Here is a 15378-nt window from a genome sequence, read left to right on the forward strand (position 1 = left end):
ATTTACATTCCCAGCTCATAAGAATCTCCTTCTTGAAAGAGGTGGTTGTGCTTGTGGCACTTTTATTAATCTAATCAAAAAGGGGGCGGATAAGCCTATAATTTTGAGCTGAAAATAGTCTATTTAAAACGAAATCGCGGCTCTCGTTTGGAAAGTCGCGATTCTTGCGTTAGTCAAAGTTGAGGGATCGGCGGTAGGGGGTGAATCCTGCGTTTTTGATGAAATTTTCGGCTTGCTCGATGGTCGTGAGCCCGTGGTTTTGGAGCACGTTCTCTTCGATGACGATGCTGTTGATGTCGTCGGCGCCGGCGTGCAGCCCAAGTTCCCCGAGAGAAAGTCCCATGCCAAGGAGCGAAACTTCGATGTGCGGGACGTTGTCGAGGTACAGGCGGCTGAGCGCGAGCAACTTGATGTATTCATCGCCGCGTACATGGCGAATAGGGAACTTGTCGGTCTGCGGCTGGAACGTCCACACGACAAAGCTCTTGAATCCGCCCGCGATGTCCTGCGTTTTGCGCACGTATTCCAAATGTTCTATGACTTCTTCGGCGGTTTCGGCACTGCCAATGACGATGTTCGCGCTACCGGGGAGGCCTTTTTTGTGGCAGGCGGCAAGCGTGTCGCACCACTTTTGCGCGGGGAGCTTCTTGGGGCTCAAGATTTGACGCATGCGGTCAGAGAGAATCTCGGCGCCTGCGCCCGGAACGGAGCTGAGACCTGCATCCTTGAAAATGTCAAGCAGTTCGTCAAGCGTTATGTTGTTGAATTCCGCAATGCGGACAAGTTCAACCGGCGAGAATCCGCGCACCTTGACGCCCAATTCTTGCGTGAGCATCTTGAGGACATCGGTGTAATAGCTGAGAGGAATTTCCTTGTTGACGCCACCTTGCAGAAAAATCTGGTCGGCGCCTTTGGCTTTGGCCTCGAGCGTCTTTTGACGGATTTCGTCTAAACTCAAAATGTACGCTTCGGGGTGCTTTGCGGGGCGACAAAAACTGCAAAAACTGCAAGTCACTTCGCAGACGTTCGTGTAGTTCACAATGCGGAACGCCGTGTAACCGACGCGGTTCCCGGGGAGTTTTGCTTGGCGCACGGTATCGGCCGCTTCGACGACTTCTGTCCACGGCACGTTTTTCAGGATTTCGAGCCCTTCGGCTGGCGTGAGTCGCTCTTGTGCGATAGCTTTGTTTAACAAGGAATTCATTGGTTAAATAATAGAAAAAATAAACCTCATACCTCAAAGGCTCGAAGAGCCGACCTCACACCCCATGCCCTGTTGACTAATTGTCCACGAAACCGCTTCTTTGCTATGTGATAACGTTCACATTTGGGGATATATTATAGTTGGGTTAAGTTAGGAAGAACACTGGTGTGTTCATGCTTGGTTTTGTGAAACCACGCTGTTGTGTGGCGTATCTCCTTGCGTGTATCAAATCAGTTTGGAGGACTTGTCCCTTCGGGATAAAGAGTTAGGAATGATACTAAAGGAGAACAGGTATGAATCATCTCAGTTTGAAGTGTGCTGCAATGGCGCTTGCTTTTGCGGCATCTGCACAGGCCTTTACCGTTACGGGTAAGGTTAGCGACGAAAGCGGCAAGGCTATCGAAAAAGCCTCCGTAGAACTTCTTAAAAACGCACTCAAGACAACGACCGATTCCAAGGGCGAATTCAAGCTCTTCAAGGAAGATTCGACGATTGGCATCCATGCGGTTGCACGCCCGATGCTCGGCTACGTGAGCGTGATGAACGGCGTTTTGTCTTATTCCCAGAGCACAAATGAACCGGTGCGCATTCAGGTTTTTGATGCTGTAGGTTCCCGCGTCTTGAACGAAACCGTTTATGGCACGGGCACGCTTGACATGCAGTCTATCGTGAAAGCCCAGGGCTCTTATTTTGCACGCGTGAGCGTCGGTAGCGCTAAAAGCAATTTCCGCTTTACATCCAATGGCAATTACGGGATTTCGTTTGGCGAAGCTGTGGCTCGCGGCCTCAAGAAAGAAGATGCTGGCGATGAACTGCGCGTAATTGCAACGGATTATGATACGCTTACGGTTGCGCTCAGTAACTTGGACACAAACGTTACTCTCAAGCTCAAAAAGACGGTCAAGCAGCCGGAATACGCTTACGGTTGGGGCCTCAAGAATGATCCTGTGCCGACACGTGGTTGCGGCAAGGATACGAAGCTTGACTACAAGTATCGTGGTGATAAGCCGTATATCGAATTCAAGTGGAGCAAGGGCTCTCGTACAGTGCGTCTTGACATCCCGAAGAACTACGACAAGAATAAACCGTACAAACTCATTTTCGGTATGCAGTGCATGGGCGGCTGGGCCGGTGGCGTGCAGGATGAAGGCTACTATGGCCTGAAACCGCTCGATACGGAAAATACCGCTATCTTCGTCGCTCCGGAAGGCAATGGAAACCAGGCCCCGTGGGGTCAGGATGACTACACGCTCTTCGATGAACTCCTTGCATACCTCGAAGGCAACTTCTGCATTGACTCTTCTCGCGTGTTCTCGACCGGCTTTAGCTACGGCTCCATGTTCTCTAACGGACTTTCTTGGAACCATCAGGACGTGCTCCGCGCTGTTGCCGTGTACGAAACCGCTGAACGCAATATTTGGCTCCCGCAGCGCAAGAAGATGGGCATTGGCTGGATGGGCGTGCTCGGCTTGCAGGACAATCTCTGCACTCCGGCAATGGGTCGCTCTGCTCGCGATATCATCTTGGAACTCAACTCCGAAGGTGGCAAGGCCAAGAACGAGCGTGCTCAGGAATACGGTGGCAACGGTCCGCACGTTTGCTATGACTACACGACTGTCGAAGAACGCTTCCCAGTTCGCTGGTGCACGCAGAACGGCGGCCACATTTGGGACCACAAGGATCCGGGTTCGAACCAGTCTTGGGTACCGAAGACCACTTGGGATTTCTTCAATAAGTTCTAATATCTAAGATTCTTTCCTCCTCACTTAGAAGCTCCCGGTTTCGGCCGGGAGTTTTTTTGTATTTTGTTAAAAATTGAATTGGATAAAAATGAAAAAATCGCTGAAAATTCTGCTAATTGTTGCTGCCTCGTTTTTACTTGTCGTAGCATTTTACGGCTATCACTTGTTCCGAGCGATTTCCTTGGATCCGGGCGTTTACTTGTCGGGGGATGGATCTGGTGGCCCGGAAAGTGCACTGAGTATGTTGTCTTTTTCACAGAATTTACCGAAGGGGATTGTTTGCGGGACGTTGCCAAGTCATTTGAGGGCTGAATATTTGGAACCGCTGGATTATTTGGAAACTGGGGCTGCTGCGGAATATTTTTTCAAGACGTATGGTATCAATGAAAAATGCATAGAGTCTAAATTCTCCCAACGATACGAAAAAGATTCGCTAGAAGGGGAACTTCGTTCAAAGTGGGGCGAGGGAACTGTAATTACCCGATATGTAAAAGAAGATAGTTGCTTCCGACTTTCAAAAGAGATTAAGGCGGAAGCTGCGGATTCTGTTGTTTCGTTGAAAACTGACCTTTCCGGGGACTCAAGTTTGTATGTGGGTAAGCGCAAGAATGGAATCGTGACGGAATGTGTTGCTTGCAAGTGGCATGACGGACGTTGTGACGAGGTGATTAGTGAAGATAAAATGGAGCTGGATCCAGTTTCTGGAAAATTGCTTGGTTATGCATCCAAGACACGCGAAACTTATGTCGAAGGATCCTTGTATGTAGGCAATGAATTTTATGCGGATAAAATGTTGTTTGATAGCTTGCAGCGCCTCGTTGAGTATGAATATGGTGATCGGGTTTTTCATTATGAATATTCCTCGAACGATACGACAAATTACAGCGTGAATATTCTAGACAAGTCGGGGCGCAAGGTCGGTTTTTACAAGAGAAAGCTCAAGGAAAATCGTGAAACGGTTCGATATGGAACGGACCGCTATGAAGAGGAGATTAATCGTTATTTCGAGAATGGAAAACTGACCAAGGAAACCTCGAAAAAATTTGATTTTTACAAGTCCGTGATGTCCCGTGTAAAGCTGTTTAATCCAGCGGGCGACGAGGTGCTAGATTCCACTTTTTATGAAGAAACTTTTTTACCGGGGCTGCGTATGGATTCTTACGCAGGAATCATTAAACGGGAATATGGTGAAAATGGGAAACTCAAGAATTATGTGCAATTCGAGGAACGCTTTGTCAGGCCGTTTTCGTTCATATTTTTCCCGCCGCTGTCAGAATCGAGAAAAGAGGTCGTAAGGTTTGTGTTTGCTTACGATGATGCTGGTCAGTTACTTTCGATAACAGATGCAAGCGAAGATGAAAATTGGGCATTGAGGGCTGGGTTGCCTGCCATGCGGCGAGTCGTTTTCTCTAAAGGCAAGTTTGAAAATTTTGAAGAATGCAAGGAACCGTACGATCCCCTTAAGCGATTGAAACCGAAACGCCGCGCCTCGAAGCAAGAATAATTATCCTCGCTTTTTCTATCTTTGGGCGCATGGAATTCAAGCGCTTTGAAGCTCTGATCGAGATGTTTCCGCAGGTGCAGATTTTTAGCACCGAGGGCGAAGATCTTGACCGAGTCATTACTCATTTTTTGAATCAACGTGAAAATGTCTCCACGATGTCGGAGGCTATGCAACGTAAAATCCAGCAGGCGTTGGCCCCGTTCTTCCAGCAGCGTTTTATCAGCTTGCACGATGCGGAAGCTCCGCTGGTGCGCAACCTGCTTTTGGACAAGAAGTTCTTTTTGCAGACGGACCGCTACATTGACGATATGGCGTGGCCGCTGACCGATCCGGAAAAGCTTGGCGAGGCTTTGAACATCGCTGACCTTGCTGAAGGAATTCTTGACCGCAAGTTGTTGAGCCTTTCGAACGGCGAATTGCGCCGAGTGCTCTTGGCCCGCATGTGGATGGAAAAGCCGGAATGGGTTTATTTTAATGACTTGTTTGGCGGACTTGATCCGGAGTACCGTGCGCATTTGGCGGGCTGTGTGGCTGACCTCGCAAAACGTCCGGGATTGAAAGTCGTGGTGCGCCTTGCTCGCGAAGATGAACTGCTCCCGGAAATTCCGGCGTTTGTTTATGCAGACAAGACGTTCACGCAGTATGCGGGTGAACTCCCGAAAGCTGCTGCTACCCCGAAGTTCAAAAAAGCGGAACTCAAGGATTACGAGATTGTCGATCTTCGTGGTGCGAAGGATCCTGTCGATTCTGGCGCGGAGATTCTCTTCGACCTTAAGCACGTGAATGTCCGCTTTGGCGATACGGATGTGCTCAAGAATTTGAACTGGACGGTTCGCAAGGGTGAACATTGGGCAGTGATGGGCGAGAACGGAGCTGGCAAGAGTACGCTCCTCGGCATGCTTACCGCTGACCATCCGCAGATTTACAACAACGACATTACGCTCCTCGGTGAACGTCCGGGACATGGCCTCAACATTTGGGACCACAAGGCAAAACTCGGATTCTTCTCGCCAGAAATGGCTCTCCAGTACCGCGAAGATTTGAGCCTTCTGGATGTGCTTTGCACAGGATTTACACCGAACCTCTGCCGCGCTGAAAACATCACGTGGGAAGAAAAGGCAAAGGCTCGCGAATGGCTCACCTACTTGGGCTTTGAAGATACGTCGATTTCTATCCGTAAGATTTCGCCGATTGACAAGCGCCTGGTGCTGATGGCCCGTGCCGCAATCCGCCCGCCGAAAGTTCTTTTGCTCGACGAACCGACGCAAGGTCTCAAGGGTGAGTATCGCGAAAAGCTGTTCCACCTGTTGCAATTGCTTTCGACGGAAACGACAATCATCATGGTCAGCCATTACGAAGAGGAATGGCCTCCTTGCATGACGCACCTCCTTAGAATGCCGAAATTCTCTTTGAATTAGACGTACACAAGAAGGTCCCGAAATGAATTTCTTATTCGTTGCTCTTGGCGGTGCTCTCGGTAGCGTGTTGCGCTACTTCATGTCGCTTGTGATTCCGAAGGTCGCTGGGTTTCCGTGGCCGACCTTTGTCGCAAACATCTTGGGCTGCCTTTGCATCGGGATTTTTTCGGGACTGTTCCTCAAGTGCGATAGCCTCTCGCCAAACCTCAAGCTTTTTTTGGTAACGGGCTTTTGCGGTGGTTTTACGACGTTTAGCACTTTTGCCAATGAAAACTTGGCGCTTTTGCAAAGTGGAAAAATCGGGATGTTCATAGCTTACGCGCTAGCAAGCTTTGTGCTTGGCGTTGCCGCCTGCGCTTTCGGAATTTATAAATTATAAGAACTAATAAACCTAATACCTAGCCTATGCAATTGAATGAGCAAAATATTTTAAGTGCCTTGCGCGCGGTCCAGGATCCGGACTTGCACAAGAATATTGTAGAACTAAACTTTGTTCAAAACCTGAAAATTGAAGGCACGAAGGTTTCCTTTGATTTGCGCCTCACGACTCCGGCATGCCCGATTCGTGACCGCTTCAAGGACCAGTGTATCACCATCGTGAAAAGCCTTGGCGCCACCGAAGTCGAAGTGACGCTCACTTCTTCGCAGGGTCGCGTAGGCGATGACAATTCTGCTGCTAAGGCTCCGCAGAATTCGCATATTGGCGAAGTGGCGCATGTGGTTGCTGTGGCTAGTGGCAAGGGCGGTGTCGGTAAATCGACCGTGACGGCGAACCTCGCCATGGCGCTCAGCCTTTCTGGCGCTCGCGTAGGTATTCTCGATGCTGACATTTACGGCCCCTCTATGGGTCTCATGTTTGGGATAGACAAGGCTCCTGAAGTTTTTGAAGACAATACGATTGCGCCTGTCGAAGCTAAGGGTGGCATCAGCATTGTCTCGATGTGCATGTTCGCGGATTCCGACAAGGCGACCATCTGGCGCGGACCGATGGTTTCGCAGATGATCCAGCACTTCATCCACCATGTGCGCTGGGGCAAGCTTGACTACCTCCTTGTGGACTTTCCTCCTGGAACGGGCGACATCCAGCTTACGCTCACGCAGAACTGCCCGATGGCAGGTGCGGTCGTCGTGACGACTCCGCAGCAGGTGGCTCTCGCTGACTGCCAGAAGGGAATTGCCATGTTTGATAACGTGGGCGTCCCGGTGATTGGCATTGTCGAGAACATGAGCTACTTCATTTGTGATGAATGCGGCAAGCACCACAACATTTTCCCTGCCGGTGGCGGTCAGAAAATTGCCGAAAAGTGGGGTGTGCCGCTTATCGGTAAAGTTCCGATGGAACCTGCCGTTGCCGATTGCGGTGACAGTGGTACTCCGGCCGTGCTCCGCTACCCGAACTCCGAATCGGCGAAGGTCTTTATGGATGCTGCCGAAAAAATGGTCCGCACGCTTTCTGTGTTTGAATCCGAAGGCGATGGAGTCCTTAAAAACTTCAATTACGATTTTGAACAACTGCCGGTGGAGGAAGTATGATCCAGCCAAAGAAAGTATTCAGGACAAAAGAGGGTAAGCTCGGCTTTGAATGGAACGACGGTAGCCGAGGCGCCTGTGATGCCCGTACACTCCGCTTAGCTTGTCCGTGCGCACTTTGTGTGGATGAACATACCGGTGAAAAACTCCTCGATGATTCGACAGTTCCCTTGGATGTAAAGCTTGAACATATCCAGTCTATTGGCCGTTATGCCGTGGGTCTTTCTTTTAGTGATGGTCATCGTTCGGGAATTTACCCATACGATAAACTTAAGGAATTGACGAAATCCGCATAATAAACCATATTTGAATGAGTCTAAGACGGTTTGTCCAAGACAAGAAGGTGTTGTTTTATGAGTGATTTTAACGAAGCTCTTTATTTTCGTGACTTGAATAGGTATCCTACGCTGACTCCACAGGAGGAATCGGCGCTGTTGAAAATTATCAAGAACGGTGAAACCGAAGAAATTCGAAAGTCTGCCTTGCAGCGCCTTATTCGCGGTAACCTCCGATTTGTGGTGAGCGTTGCTCGCAAGTACCAGGGTCGAGGTCTTTCCCTTTTGGACCTTATCAATGAAGGTAATCTCGGTCTTTTCAAGGCGGCTAAACGCTTTGACATGGACAAGGACGTGAAGTTCATCAGCTATGCCGTGTGGTGGATCCGTCAGTCTATCCAGAAGGCTTTGTTCGAACAGGTGGGCGCAGTCCGCATTCCGCCTAACAAGCTTGCCTTGGTGAACCGCTTCAAGCGCGCCTTGATGCAGAACGGCGGTGACTACGACAAGACCATCTCGATGGAAGAATTTGCTCCTTACGAACGCGATATCGTTGAAGTCATGGAAAAGATTGTCGATATCTCGCTCGATGCTCCGATTGGCGATGATGCCGGTGTCTCCAGTGCCGATTCCGTGAGTACGCTTATGGACGTGCTCGGCAGCGATGGCAACCAGGACGAGGACATGGAACGCGAAGAGCGCAAGAAGCTCATCCAGGAAACACTTTCGTCACTCCCGCAGCGCGAAGAAGAAATCCTCCGTATGTTCTACGGCCTCGATACGGTCGAAGACACGACGCTCAAGGACATCGGCGAAGACTTGAAGCTCAGCCGTGAACGCGTCCGCCAGATCAAGAACAAGACTTTGCGTCGCTTGCAGAAGAGCAAGGAACACAAAGAAAAACTGGCCGACTTCCTGGAAATCTAATTGGAACTCTAATGTCGAATCCTTCATCTGCGCCTCGTACTGCCGCGTACCTCTTTCTGATTTTTTTCTTTGGGGCGCTGCTTGCGTATGGCGGATTCAAGCTTTATAACAAATATGGACCGTCCAAGACGGTCGTAGGGGAAATCCCGTTCGGGCTCGAAGCGGGGACCTCTGTGCCGAATGGCGATGCACCGAATTTCAAGGCCGATGTCGAGAGGCTTCCGGTGCAGGCTCAGGCTGAATTTCGCCGTGCAGGCGAACTCTCGCGTAGCGGGGCGACCAAGGCTGCTTACGAAATTTACGACGCGCTTGTGCTTTTGTACCCGAATGTGGATGCCGCAGTCTGGGGCGAAGTCAATACTTTATTCCACATGGATTCCGTAACGGAAGTGATGCGTGACCGCGCTGAACTCTTGATCGGGCGCCTCATGGCGCGTTACCCGAATACGGGCATCAGCTTTTACCTGGACAGCCGTAAGTCGCTCCTTGCAGGGAACTTGACTGTAGCCGTTGAACTTGCAAAGATGGCAAGCTCGCGTGCTCCAGCCATTTATGAAATCAGACTTTGGTATGCGGAACTCCTGCTCAAGAATTCGAACATGAAGGACGCTGCAAACGAATGCCGTGCCGCTATCAGCCTTTCTTCGGGTGACTCGCAGCGTGCGTTTGAGCTCTTGGCGAAAGTCTACCATGACGATGGCGTTTTGGACAGCGCCGCTCTTGTCGTCGATTACGCCTTGACGCAGTTCCCGCTCTCTTCGGATCTGATGCTTTTGCGCGGTTACCTGGCCGAATACAATGGCAAGTTTGACGTTGCCGAAAAGACGTACCAGCGCATTCTTGCTTTCCGTCCTGATTTTGAAAAGGCCCGCCGCGCGATGGCGACGATTGGCGAAAAAAACGCTCCCGGAAAGAACGGCCATTATGCGGGCTCCTCTCGTGACCGCGCCCAGGTCGCTTGCGACATTCTCGCTCCGCTGGTGGAACGTTATCCTGAAAACTTGCCGCTCCGCGAAGCTTTGGGAACCGCTTATACCAAGGCCCACATGTTTGACATGGCCCGCCGCGAGTTCAACTACATCCTCAAGAACGACCCTGATTACCCGGATATCAAGTCTCGTTTGAACGAGCTTGAACAAGTGCGCAGGGTTGCAATCGAGGAATACAACAACGGCCTTACGGCGAACCTGAACCGCGCCGTTGATAGCCTCCGCGGATCATTGATGCCCGAAAAGAAACATGACTTTTCGACCAAATTAGGACATTATCTTGTTCGTTACGGAGCTTCTTCGCAGGAATTCTTTAGAAAGTATTCTATGGCCAATTTTAAACAAGTGAAGCGCTTTGTATGGCAGGAATCTTTCTATGAAAATCCATACCAGCACACGTATACGGTTGTTTTTGATTCGTTGAACCGCTTTAAGGAAGTGCATGTGGTCGTTTTTGATTCCGCTTCGAACTCGAACCACCTTGGAGTTGCTCCTGAAATCTTTACGCGACTCCTGAAGCAGAATTCCCGCATCTCTGGTATCAGCAACAATACGGGTGAAACCGATTGCGGTGATGGCACTATCATGGATGCTGCTGTCTGGGAAACTCGCGACAACTTCGAAATTTTGGCTCGCATCGTCGGAAAACCGGCTGAAGTGCGCATGGTTCGTCTTGATCGCAACACTTTGCCGCCTTCAGGCCTGAAACTTTGCGATTATCTGCCTCTTCTTATGGAATTTTAGCTCGTAAATATCTATTTTATAGCTATATGTTCCGTGGTCGTTTATTAGCTCTGGTTTTGTTCGCTGCATTGTTGGAAGGTTGCACCTGCTGCGCCTACCTGAATCACATGTTCAATGCAGAACGCCTCTATGACGAAGCGACCGAACTGCGCACCGCACGCCTGGACAGCGTCCCTGACGAAACCCAGTCTTATGCAAGCGGCGAAGAAGCGCAGAAATACGAGAAAATCATCGAAAAGGGCTCCCGTGTATTGGAACGCTTCCCGAAAAACAAGAAGCGCACTGCCGAAGCCGTTTTCCTCATTGCTGAATCTTACAGGCACAAGGCCGACTGGCCCAAGGCAATCACCAAGTACGACGAATACGAACGCTACTTTGCCGATAACGATTCCATGCGTGCCGTGGAATACCAGCGTGCTTACTGCCTTTACCGCAACCAGGAATTCAACATCAGCCGCTTTGCGCTGGAACCGGTAATAGCCGATAAAAATCACCCTTACTATTTCCAGGGACTCAATCTTCTTTCGCTTCTGGATGAAAAGTCCGAGGCTCCGGAACAGGCTATTGCATCGCTTGAGGCTGTACTTGCCGATACGAGTGGAACCCCGTACATGAAGGGCAAGGCTCATTTCCGTTTGGCTGGGCTTTACTTCAAGATGGAACAGTGGGAAAAGGCCCACCACCATTACAATGCCAAGGAAATTGAAAACCTGAACGATCGTGAACGCCAGACGGCGGGCGAGCAGTCGGCGGAATGCCTTGTGAACACGAAGGAATACCTCAAGGCAGCGGATGAATACAAGGCTCTTTACAAGGTCGAGGCTTACGAAAAACAGCGCCCGTTATATCTGGTCCGCATTGCTGAAACAACGCTTTTGGCGGGTCGCAAGGCCGATGCCTACGTGATTTTCAATAAGGTCAATACGGAGTATCCGAAGACGGAATCCTCTTCTCGCAGTTACTTCAACATGGGCGACTACGAACAGACCAAGACTTTGAATTATGAACTTGCGATGTCCTATTACGATAGCAGCTACATTGCGAGGTCTATCAGCGAGTATGGTCAAAAGGCTCGTGAACGCCGTACTGCCTTGAAACGCCTTGTTTCGATGCGTAGCCGCAATGAGGATATTCTCCAGAGCAAGGATTCCATTCCCAACATGAAGTCGTTCTTTGCAAATGAATTTATGATTGCGGAACTCTTCTTGCTCAAGCTTTCCGAAGCGGACAGCGCCGTGGCAAGACTTACAAACGTGATTGAAAAGTCCGACGATACGGCAAGCGTCATGCGAGCCTCGTATGCAAGGGCGTTTATCTACGATGAATTTTTGCATGACCCGGACACGGCTGAGGACCTTTACAGGGAAATCATCGAGAAGTATCCGAATACCGATTACGCCAAGCAGGCGCAGGCAAACCTCGGCATGAATGTCACGATGAAGACTAAGGAAGATGAAGCCCATGATCGCTACATGGCGGCTGAAAGCTTGTGGACGGTCGCTTCTGAAATGCCGGTGAGCAAGATGGATCAGGTGGATTCCGCTTATGCAACTGCATTTGTCGCATTTGATAGCGTCTACAAGGACTATCCGCAGACGCAGTCGGGCGTGCAGGCGCTTTACATGAAGGCTATTTACTTCCAGATGACTCCGGAACGGTTGGATAGCGCCATTGCGATTTACCGTGAACTCCGCGATAAGCATGGCCAGACTCCGTGGGGCAAGCGTGCCGCCTATGTGCTCAATACGCGCCTTACGACAACCGATGACGACTTGGCGAAGCTTCGCAAACGTACCGCGCAGACGATTGAAAATTTGAACAAGAATTCTGCCAAGTATTATGAAGCCTTGAATGCCAAGCCCGAAGAGAAAAAGGCTGAAATTATAAATAAAGAAGACGAAATTCTCGAGAATACGTACAACAGCATGTACGACTTTGAATAGGTTGTATGGCTTATCGTTTTTGGTTGGTGTTTGTTCTTGGGGTCCTACTTGCTTGTTCGGGATGCTCAGGTTCTACACATCGCAAGGGTTACACCCGCGTTACGAAATCGTCCCGCGTCCAGAAAAAGGCTGAAATAGGCTATACGTTTACGGGAGACGCAAGTTATTACGGTAAGGGGTTTGATGGCAAAAAGACCGCTAGTGGCGAAATTTTTGACCGCGATGACTTTACCTGTGCGCATAGGACGCTCCCGTTTGGCACAAAACTCAAGGTGACCCGCATAAAGACGGGCGCCTCTGTCATTGTGCGTGTGAATGACCGCGGACCGTATGCCAAGAAGCGCGTGCTCGATTTGAGCGAAGCGGCTGGCAAAAAGCTTGGGCTAGACAAAGCTGGTCATGCCCAGGTCAAGGCCGTTGTTGTAGAATAGTTGTTGCGAGCGTAAATGCCGCGACTTGTCATGCCTGCCTCTGAGCAGGCATCACCTTTTTTTTACGACATTTCTTAAAATGTCATCTTCTGACATCTTGTGATTCTATATTAGTGCTCGTAAGAACACTAAACGCCAAAAGGTGAATATATGAATCGCAAAGTTGTTAAAGTGAATAAGCATGTAGTCGAAATTCCGGAACAGTCTCCGTGGGATTCCGGCTTTTCCATTTTCAAGCGTCGCATTGGGGAACTGATGCAGTTGAGCGGTAACGATGACAGCGCCATCGATGATGATGACTTGATTCCGTATTATCGCATGGGTGAAAGCGAAACGTTTGTGCTCTCCGCCCTCGGCTGCACTGGATACTAAAAACGCGGCAAGTGCCGCGCGCATTATGACATGTCATTCCCCACTTGATGGGGAATCTCCAATGTTGTCGCTACTTTGCTTTATAACTCACGAAGCGGACATTGTTGCAGAAATCCTTGTGGATTCCCGTGAATTCCAACCACGGATACTTCTCGGCTTCGGCCTTGAGCATTTCGCCTTGTTCCGACCCGATTTCAAGCAAAATAGATGCTCCCGGCTTGAGTTTGCCTTCGGTCTGCTGTAAAAGCTTGCGGACAAGGTCAAGACCGTCTGCACCGCCAAACAAGGCGAGTGCAGGATCGTACTTCGCAACTTCGGGCTGGAGCTTGTCTTTTTCGCTGTCCGGAATGTAGGGGAGGTTTGCAATCAGGCAGTCGATTTTAGCAGTAGCGTCGCCGGCGACGTTTGCGATAACGTCTGCGGTCACTGCGTTCAGCAAGTCGCCCTGAGCGAAGTTCAATGTGCTTGCTGCATTTGCGGAACTTGCCGAGGATGCCGAAGCGGTGGAATCGGTCGAAGATGCGGCGCTTTCCGCGTCGGGATTACTAGCGAGGTCGTTTGCTTCAGCATTTGTACGTGCAAGTGCAAGAGCGTCTTCGGAAACGTCTGTTGCCAAGACTTTGGCGCCTGCAATTTCTTTAGCACAAGCAATCGAGATGGCGCCTGTGCCTGTGCCGATTTCGACGATGAACGGCTTTTCGATGCCTTTGAGACTGTCCGATGCCATGTCTACGAGCGATTCCGTTTCCGGGCGCGGGATAAGCGCACGGCGGTCGCACTTGATGATGAAACCGCGGAAGCTTGTATCGCCGATGATGTGCTGCAGCGGCTCACGCGTTGCACGGCGTGCAACCATCGTGCGAAGCACGTCCAGCTCTGCTGGCGTGAGCGGCTTTTCGAAGTTCAGGTACAAGTCCATGCGGTTCTTCATCTTGAGACCGTAACTGATGATGTACTCGGCATCGAGACGTGCATCAGGAATGCCCTTCTTTTCGAAGAAGACCTTGGTGCGGTTCAGAATTTCAAGAACTGTCATCTGCGGCTGTGGCATTGGACTTACCTCACGACCCCTTACGCGTTGAACTTTCCGAGCTTTTCCTGGGCGTTTGCCATCTGGAGACCGTTGATGATTTCATCGAGATCGCCTGTGACAACCTTGTCCAAGTTGTAAACGGTGAGGCCAATGCGGTGGTCCGTCACGCGGTTCTGCGGATAGTTGTAAGTGCGGATCTTGGCAGAACGGTCACCTGTACCCACGAGGGCCTTGCGGTTTGCCGCTTCTTCCTTTTCCTTCTTGGCGATGACGGCGTCAAGAATCTTGGAACGCAACATTTCCATAGCGTGGAGTCTGTTCTGCAACTGGCTACGTTCGGTCTGGCAACTCACCACCACACCCGTCGGGATATGCGTCAAACGCACGGCGGAGTCCGTCTTGTTGATGTACTGACCGCCAGCGCCCGAAGAACGGTAGGTGTCCATGTGGATGTCTGCTTCGCGAATTTCCACGTCGACTTCTTCAGCTTCCGGGAGGATTGCGACTGTAGCTGCAGACGTATGCACGCGGCCCTGCGTTTCCGTTTCCGGCACGCGCTGCACTCGGTGAACGCCACTTTCGAACTTGAGCGTTCCATAGACGCTGTCGCCTTCGATGAACACGCGGATTTCCTTGTAGCCACCCACCGTGCCTTCGCTCAAGTCCTGGATGGTCATCTTCCAGCCCATCTTGTCGCAGTAGCCGCGATACATGCGGAACAGGTCGCCTGCGAAAAGTGCGGATTCGTCACCACCCGTACCGCCGCGGATTTCGAGCGTTGCGTTACGGTAGTCCCACGGATCCTTCGGCACCATCAAAATCTGGAGTTCGTCCGTCACTTCGGGGAGCTTCTTTTCGATCTCCGAAATTTCGGCCTTGGCCATCGCGACCATTTCCGGGTCGGAATCGCCGAGGGCGGCCTTGTATTCGTCAAGGTCGTCCATCATCTGCAGGTATTCCTTGGCCTTCAAAACAGCCTTTTCGATACCCTTGTACTGCTTGTGAATCTTGTTGTAACGAGCCTGGTCACCGAGAACATCCGGATTGCCGAGTTCCGATTCCAGTTCTTCGTACTTTTCAATGAGTTTTTTAGCTTTATCTTTCATCGTGCGCAAATTTAGTAAAAGGCGAACGCTGCGGCAAAACAACTTGTTGTTTTGACATTGCTGAGCCGAACTAAATGCGCTCCAAAGGAGCGCAAAGATAGAAAAGTGAGCAAGGCGAGTAAAGTGCGAAATTTTATTTTAGCATTTTTGAGCTGTGGCT

General features: G+C 50.5%; 14 protein-coding genes. 11 read left to right on the forward strand and 3 right to left on the reverse strand.

Annotated features, from left to right (window positions below; all coding sequences use genetic code 11):
• Nucleotides 1-169: 169 nt before the first annotated feature.
• Complete coding sequence (locus B7982_RS13395) at nt 170-1204, reverse strand: radical SAM protein (protein WP_088661187.1); 1035 nt, start codon at nt 1202-1204, stop codon at nt 170-172.
• Between the two features lie 293 nt (nt 1205-1497).
• On the opposite strand from B7982_RS13395, the gene B7982_RS13400 reads away from it, so the two are divergent.
• The 11 genes from B7982_RS13400 to B7982_RS13450 all read left to right on the forward strand — a co-directional run bounded on the left by B7982_RS13400 (nt 1498) and on the right by B7982_RS13450 (nt 13079).
• Nucleotides 1498-2946 (forward strand): esterase, encoded by a 1449-nt coding sequence (locus tag B7982_RS13400; RefSeq protein ID WP_088661188.1) that lies wholly within the window; start codon nt 1498-1500, stop codon nt 2944-2946.
• Between the two features lie 88 nt (nt 2947-3034).
• Nucleotides 3035-4450 carry a hypothetical protein gene (locus B7982_RS13405; RefSeq protein ID WP_088661189.1) on the forward strand — a complete coding sequence of 472 codons (1416 nt, stop codon included), beginning with the start codon at nt 3035-3037 and terminating at the stop codon, nt 4448-4450.
• A gap of 29 nt (nt 4451-4479) precedes the next feature.
• A complete protein-coding gene (locus tag B7982_RS13410) occupies nt 4480-5868 on the forward strand; it encodes an ATP-binding cassette domain-containing protein (protein WP_088661190.1) in 1389 nt (462 codons plus the stop codon).
• A 22-nt stretch (nt 5869-5890) separates the two neighbouring features.
• Nucleotides 5891-6247, forward strand: a complete 357-nt coding sequence (crcB, locus tag B7982_RS13415; RefSeq protein ID WP_085492235.1) for a fluoride efflux transporter CrcB — start codon at nt 5891-5893, stop codon at nt 6245-6247.
• Between the two features lie 26 nt (nt 6248-6273).
• Entirely contained in the window at nt 6274-7401 is a 1128-nt protein-coding gene (locus B7982_RS13420; RefSeq protein ID WP_088661191.1) for an Mrp/NBP35 family ATP-binding protein, read from the forward strand.
• Entirely contained in the window at nt 7398-7694 is a 297-nt protein-coding gene (locus tag B7982_RS13425; RefSeq protein WP_073443388.1) for a DUF971 domain-containing protein, read from the forward strand. The genes B7982_RS13420 and B7982_RS13425 overlap by 4 nt, the downstream gene beginning before the upstream one ends.
• A 57-nt stretch (nt 7695-7751) precedes the next feature.
• Nucleotides 7752-8600, forward strand: a complete 849-nt coding sequence (locus B7982_RS13430; protein ID WP_072830344.1) for an RNA polymerase sigma factor RpoD/SigA — start codon at nt 7752-7754, stop codon at nt 8598-8600.
• An 11-nt stretch (nt 8601-8611) separates the two neighbouring features.
• Nucleotides 8612-10333, forward strand: coding sequence for a tetratricopeptide repeat protein (locus B7982_RS13435; RefSeq protein ID WP_088661192.1), 1722 nt, complete (start codon nt 8612-8614; stop codon nt 10331-10333).
• Nucleotides 10334-10389: 56 nt separating this feature from the next.
• Nucleotides 10390-12276, forward strand: coding sequence for a tetratricopeptide repeat protein (locus tag B7982_RS13440; RefSeq protein WP_233138569.1), 1887 nt, complete (start codon nt 10390-10392; stop codon nt 12274-12276).
• A 5-nt stretch (nt 12277-12281) separates the two neighbouring features.
• The gene (locus B7982_RS13445) at nt 12282-12707 is read left to right on the forward strand and encodes a septal ring lytic transglycosylase RlpA family protein (RefSeq protein WP_088661194.1); all 426 of its coding nucleotides are present in this window, start codon (nt 12282-12284) and stop codon (nt 12705-12707) included.
• Between the two features lie 150 nt (nt 12708-12857).
• Nucleotides 12858-13079 carry a hypothetical protein gene (locus B7982_RS13450; RefSeq protein WP_014546617.1) on the forward strand — a complete coding sequence of 74 codons (222 nt, stop codon included), beginning with the start codon at nt 12858-12860 and terminating at the stop codon, nt 13077-13079.
• A gap of 70 nt (nt 13080-13149) precedes the next feature.
• On the opposite strand, the gene B7982_RS13455 is transcribed toward B7982_RS13450, so the two are convergent.
• Nucleotides 13150-14130, reverse strand: coding sequence for a HemK/PrmC family methyltransferase (locus B7982_RS13455; protein WP_088661195.1), 981 nt, complete (start codon nt 14128-14130; stop codon nt 13150-13152).
• Between the two features lie 20 nt (nt 14131-14150).
• Nucleotides 14151-15218, reverse strand: a complete 1068-nt coding sequence (gene prfA, locus B7982_RS13460; RefSeq protein WP_015732162.1) for a peptide chain release factor 1 — start codon at nt 15216-15218, stop codon at nt 14151-14153.
• Nucleotides 15219-15378 lie beyond the last annotated feature (160 nt).

Source organism: Fibrobacter sp. UWB2, assembly GCF_002210425.1.
In the GTDB taxonomy this organism is placed as follows: Bacteria; Fibrobacterota; Fibrobacteria; order Fibrobacterales; family Fibrobacteraceae; genus Fibrobacter; species Fibrobacter elongatus.

Bases quoted from the DNA above. Each gene is read 5' to 3' on its own strand.
- prfA (WP_015732162.1), bottom strand. From the start codon at position 15,218: ATGAAAGATAAAGCTAAAAAACTCATTGAAAAGTACGAAGAACTGGAA.
- B7982_RS13455 (WP_088661195.1), bottom strand. From the start codon at position 14,130: ATGCCACAGCCGCAGATGACAGTTCTTGAAATTCTGAACCGCACCAAG.
- B7982_RS13435 (WP_088661192.1), top strand. From the start codon at position 8,612: ATGTCGAATCCTTCATCTGCGCCTCGTACTGCCGCGTACCTCTTTCTG.
- B7982_RS13430 (WP_072830344.1), top strand. From the start codon at position 7,752: ATGAGTGATTTTAACGAAGCTCTTTATTTTCGTGACTTGAATAGGTAT.
- B7982_RS13425 (WP_073443388.1), top strand. From the start codon at position 7,398: ATGATCCAGCCAAAGAAAGTATTCAGGACAAAAGAGGGTAAGCTCGGC.
- crcB (WP_085492235.1), top strand. From the start codon at position 5,891: ATGAATTTCTTATTCGTTGCTCTTGGCGGTGCTCTCGGTAGCGTGTTG.
- B7982_RS13400 (WP_088661188.1), top strand. From the start codon at position 1,498: ATGAATCATCTCAGTTTGAAGTGTGCTGCAATGGCGCTTGCTTTTGCG.
- B7982_RS13445 (WP_088661194.1), top strand. From the start codon at position 12,282: ATGGCTTATCGTTTTTGGTTGGTGTTTGTTCTTGGGGTCCTACTTGCT.
- B7982_RS13420 (WP_088661191.1), top strand. From the start codon at position 6,274: ATGCAATTGAATGAGCAAAATATTTTAAGTGCCTTGCGCGCGGTCCAG.
- B7982_RS13395 (WP_088661187.1), bottom strand. From the start codon at position 1,204: ATGAATTCCTTGTTAAACAAAGCTATCGCACAAGAGCGACTCACGCCA.
- B7982_RS13405 (WP_088661189.1), top strand. From the start codon at position 3,035: ATGAAAAAATCGCTGAAAATTCTGCTAATTGTTGCTGCCTCGTTTTTA.
- B7982_RS13450 (WP_014546617.1), top strand. From the start codon at position 12,858: ATGAATCGCAAAGTTGTTAAAGTGAATAAGCATGTAGTCGAAATTCCG.
- B7982_RS13410 (WP_088661190.1), top strand. From the start codon at position 4,480: ATGGAATTCAAGCGCTTTGAAGCTCTGATCGAGATGTTTCCGCAGGTG.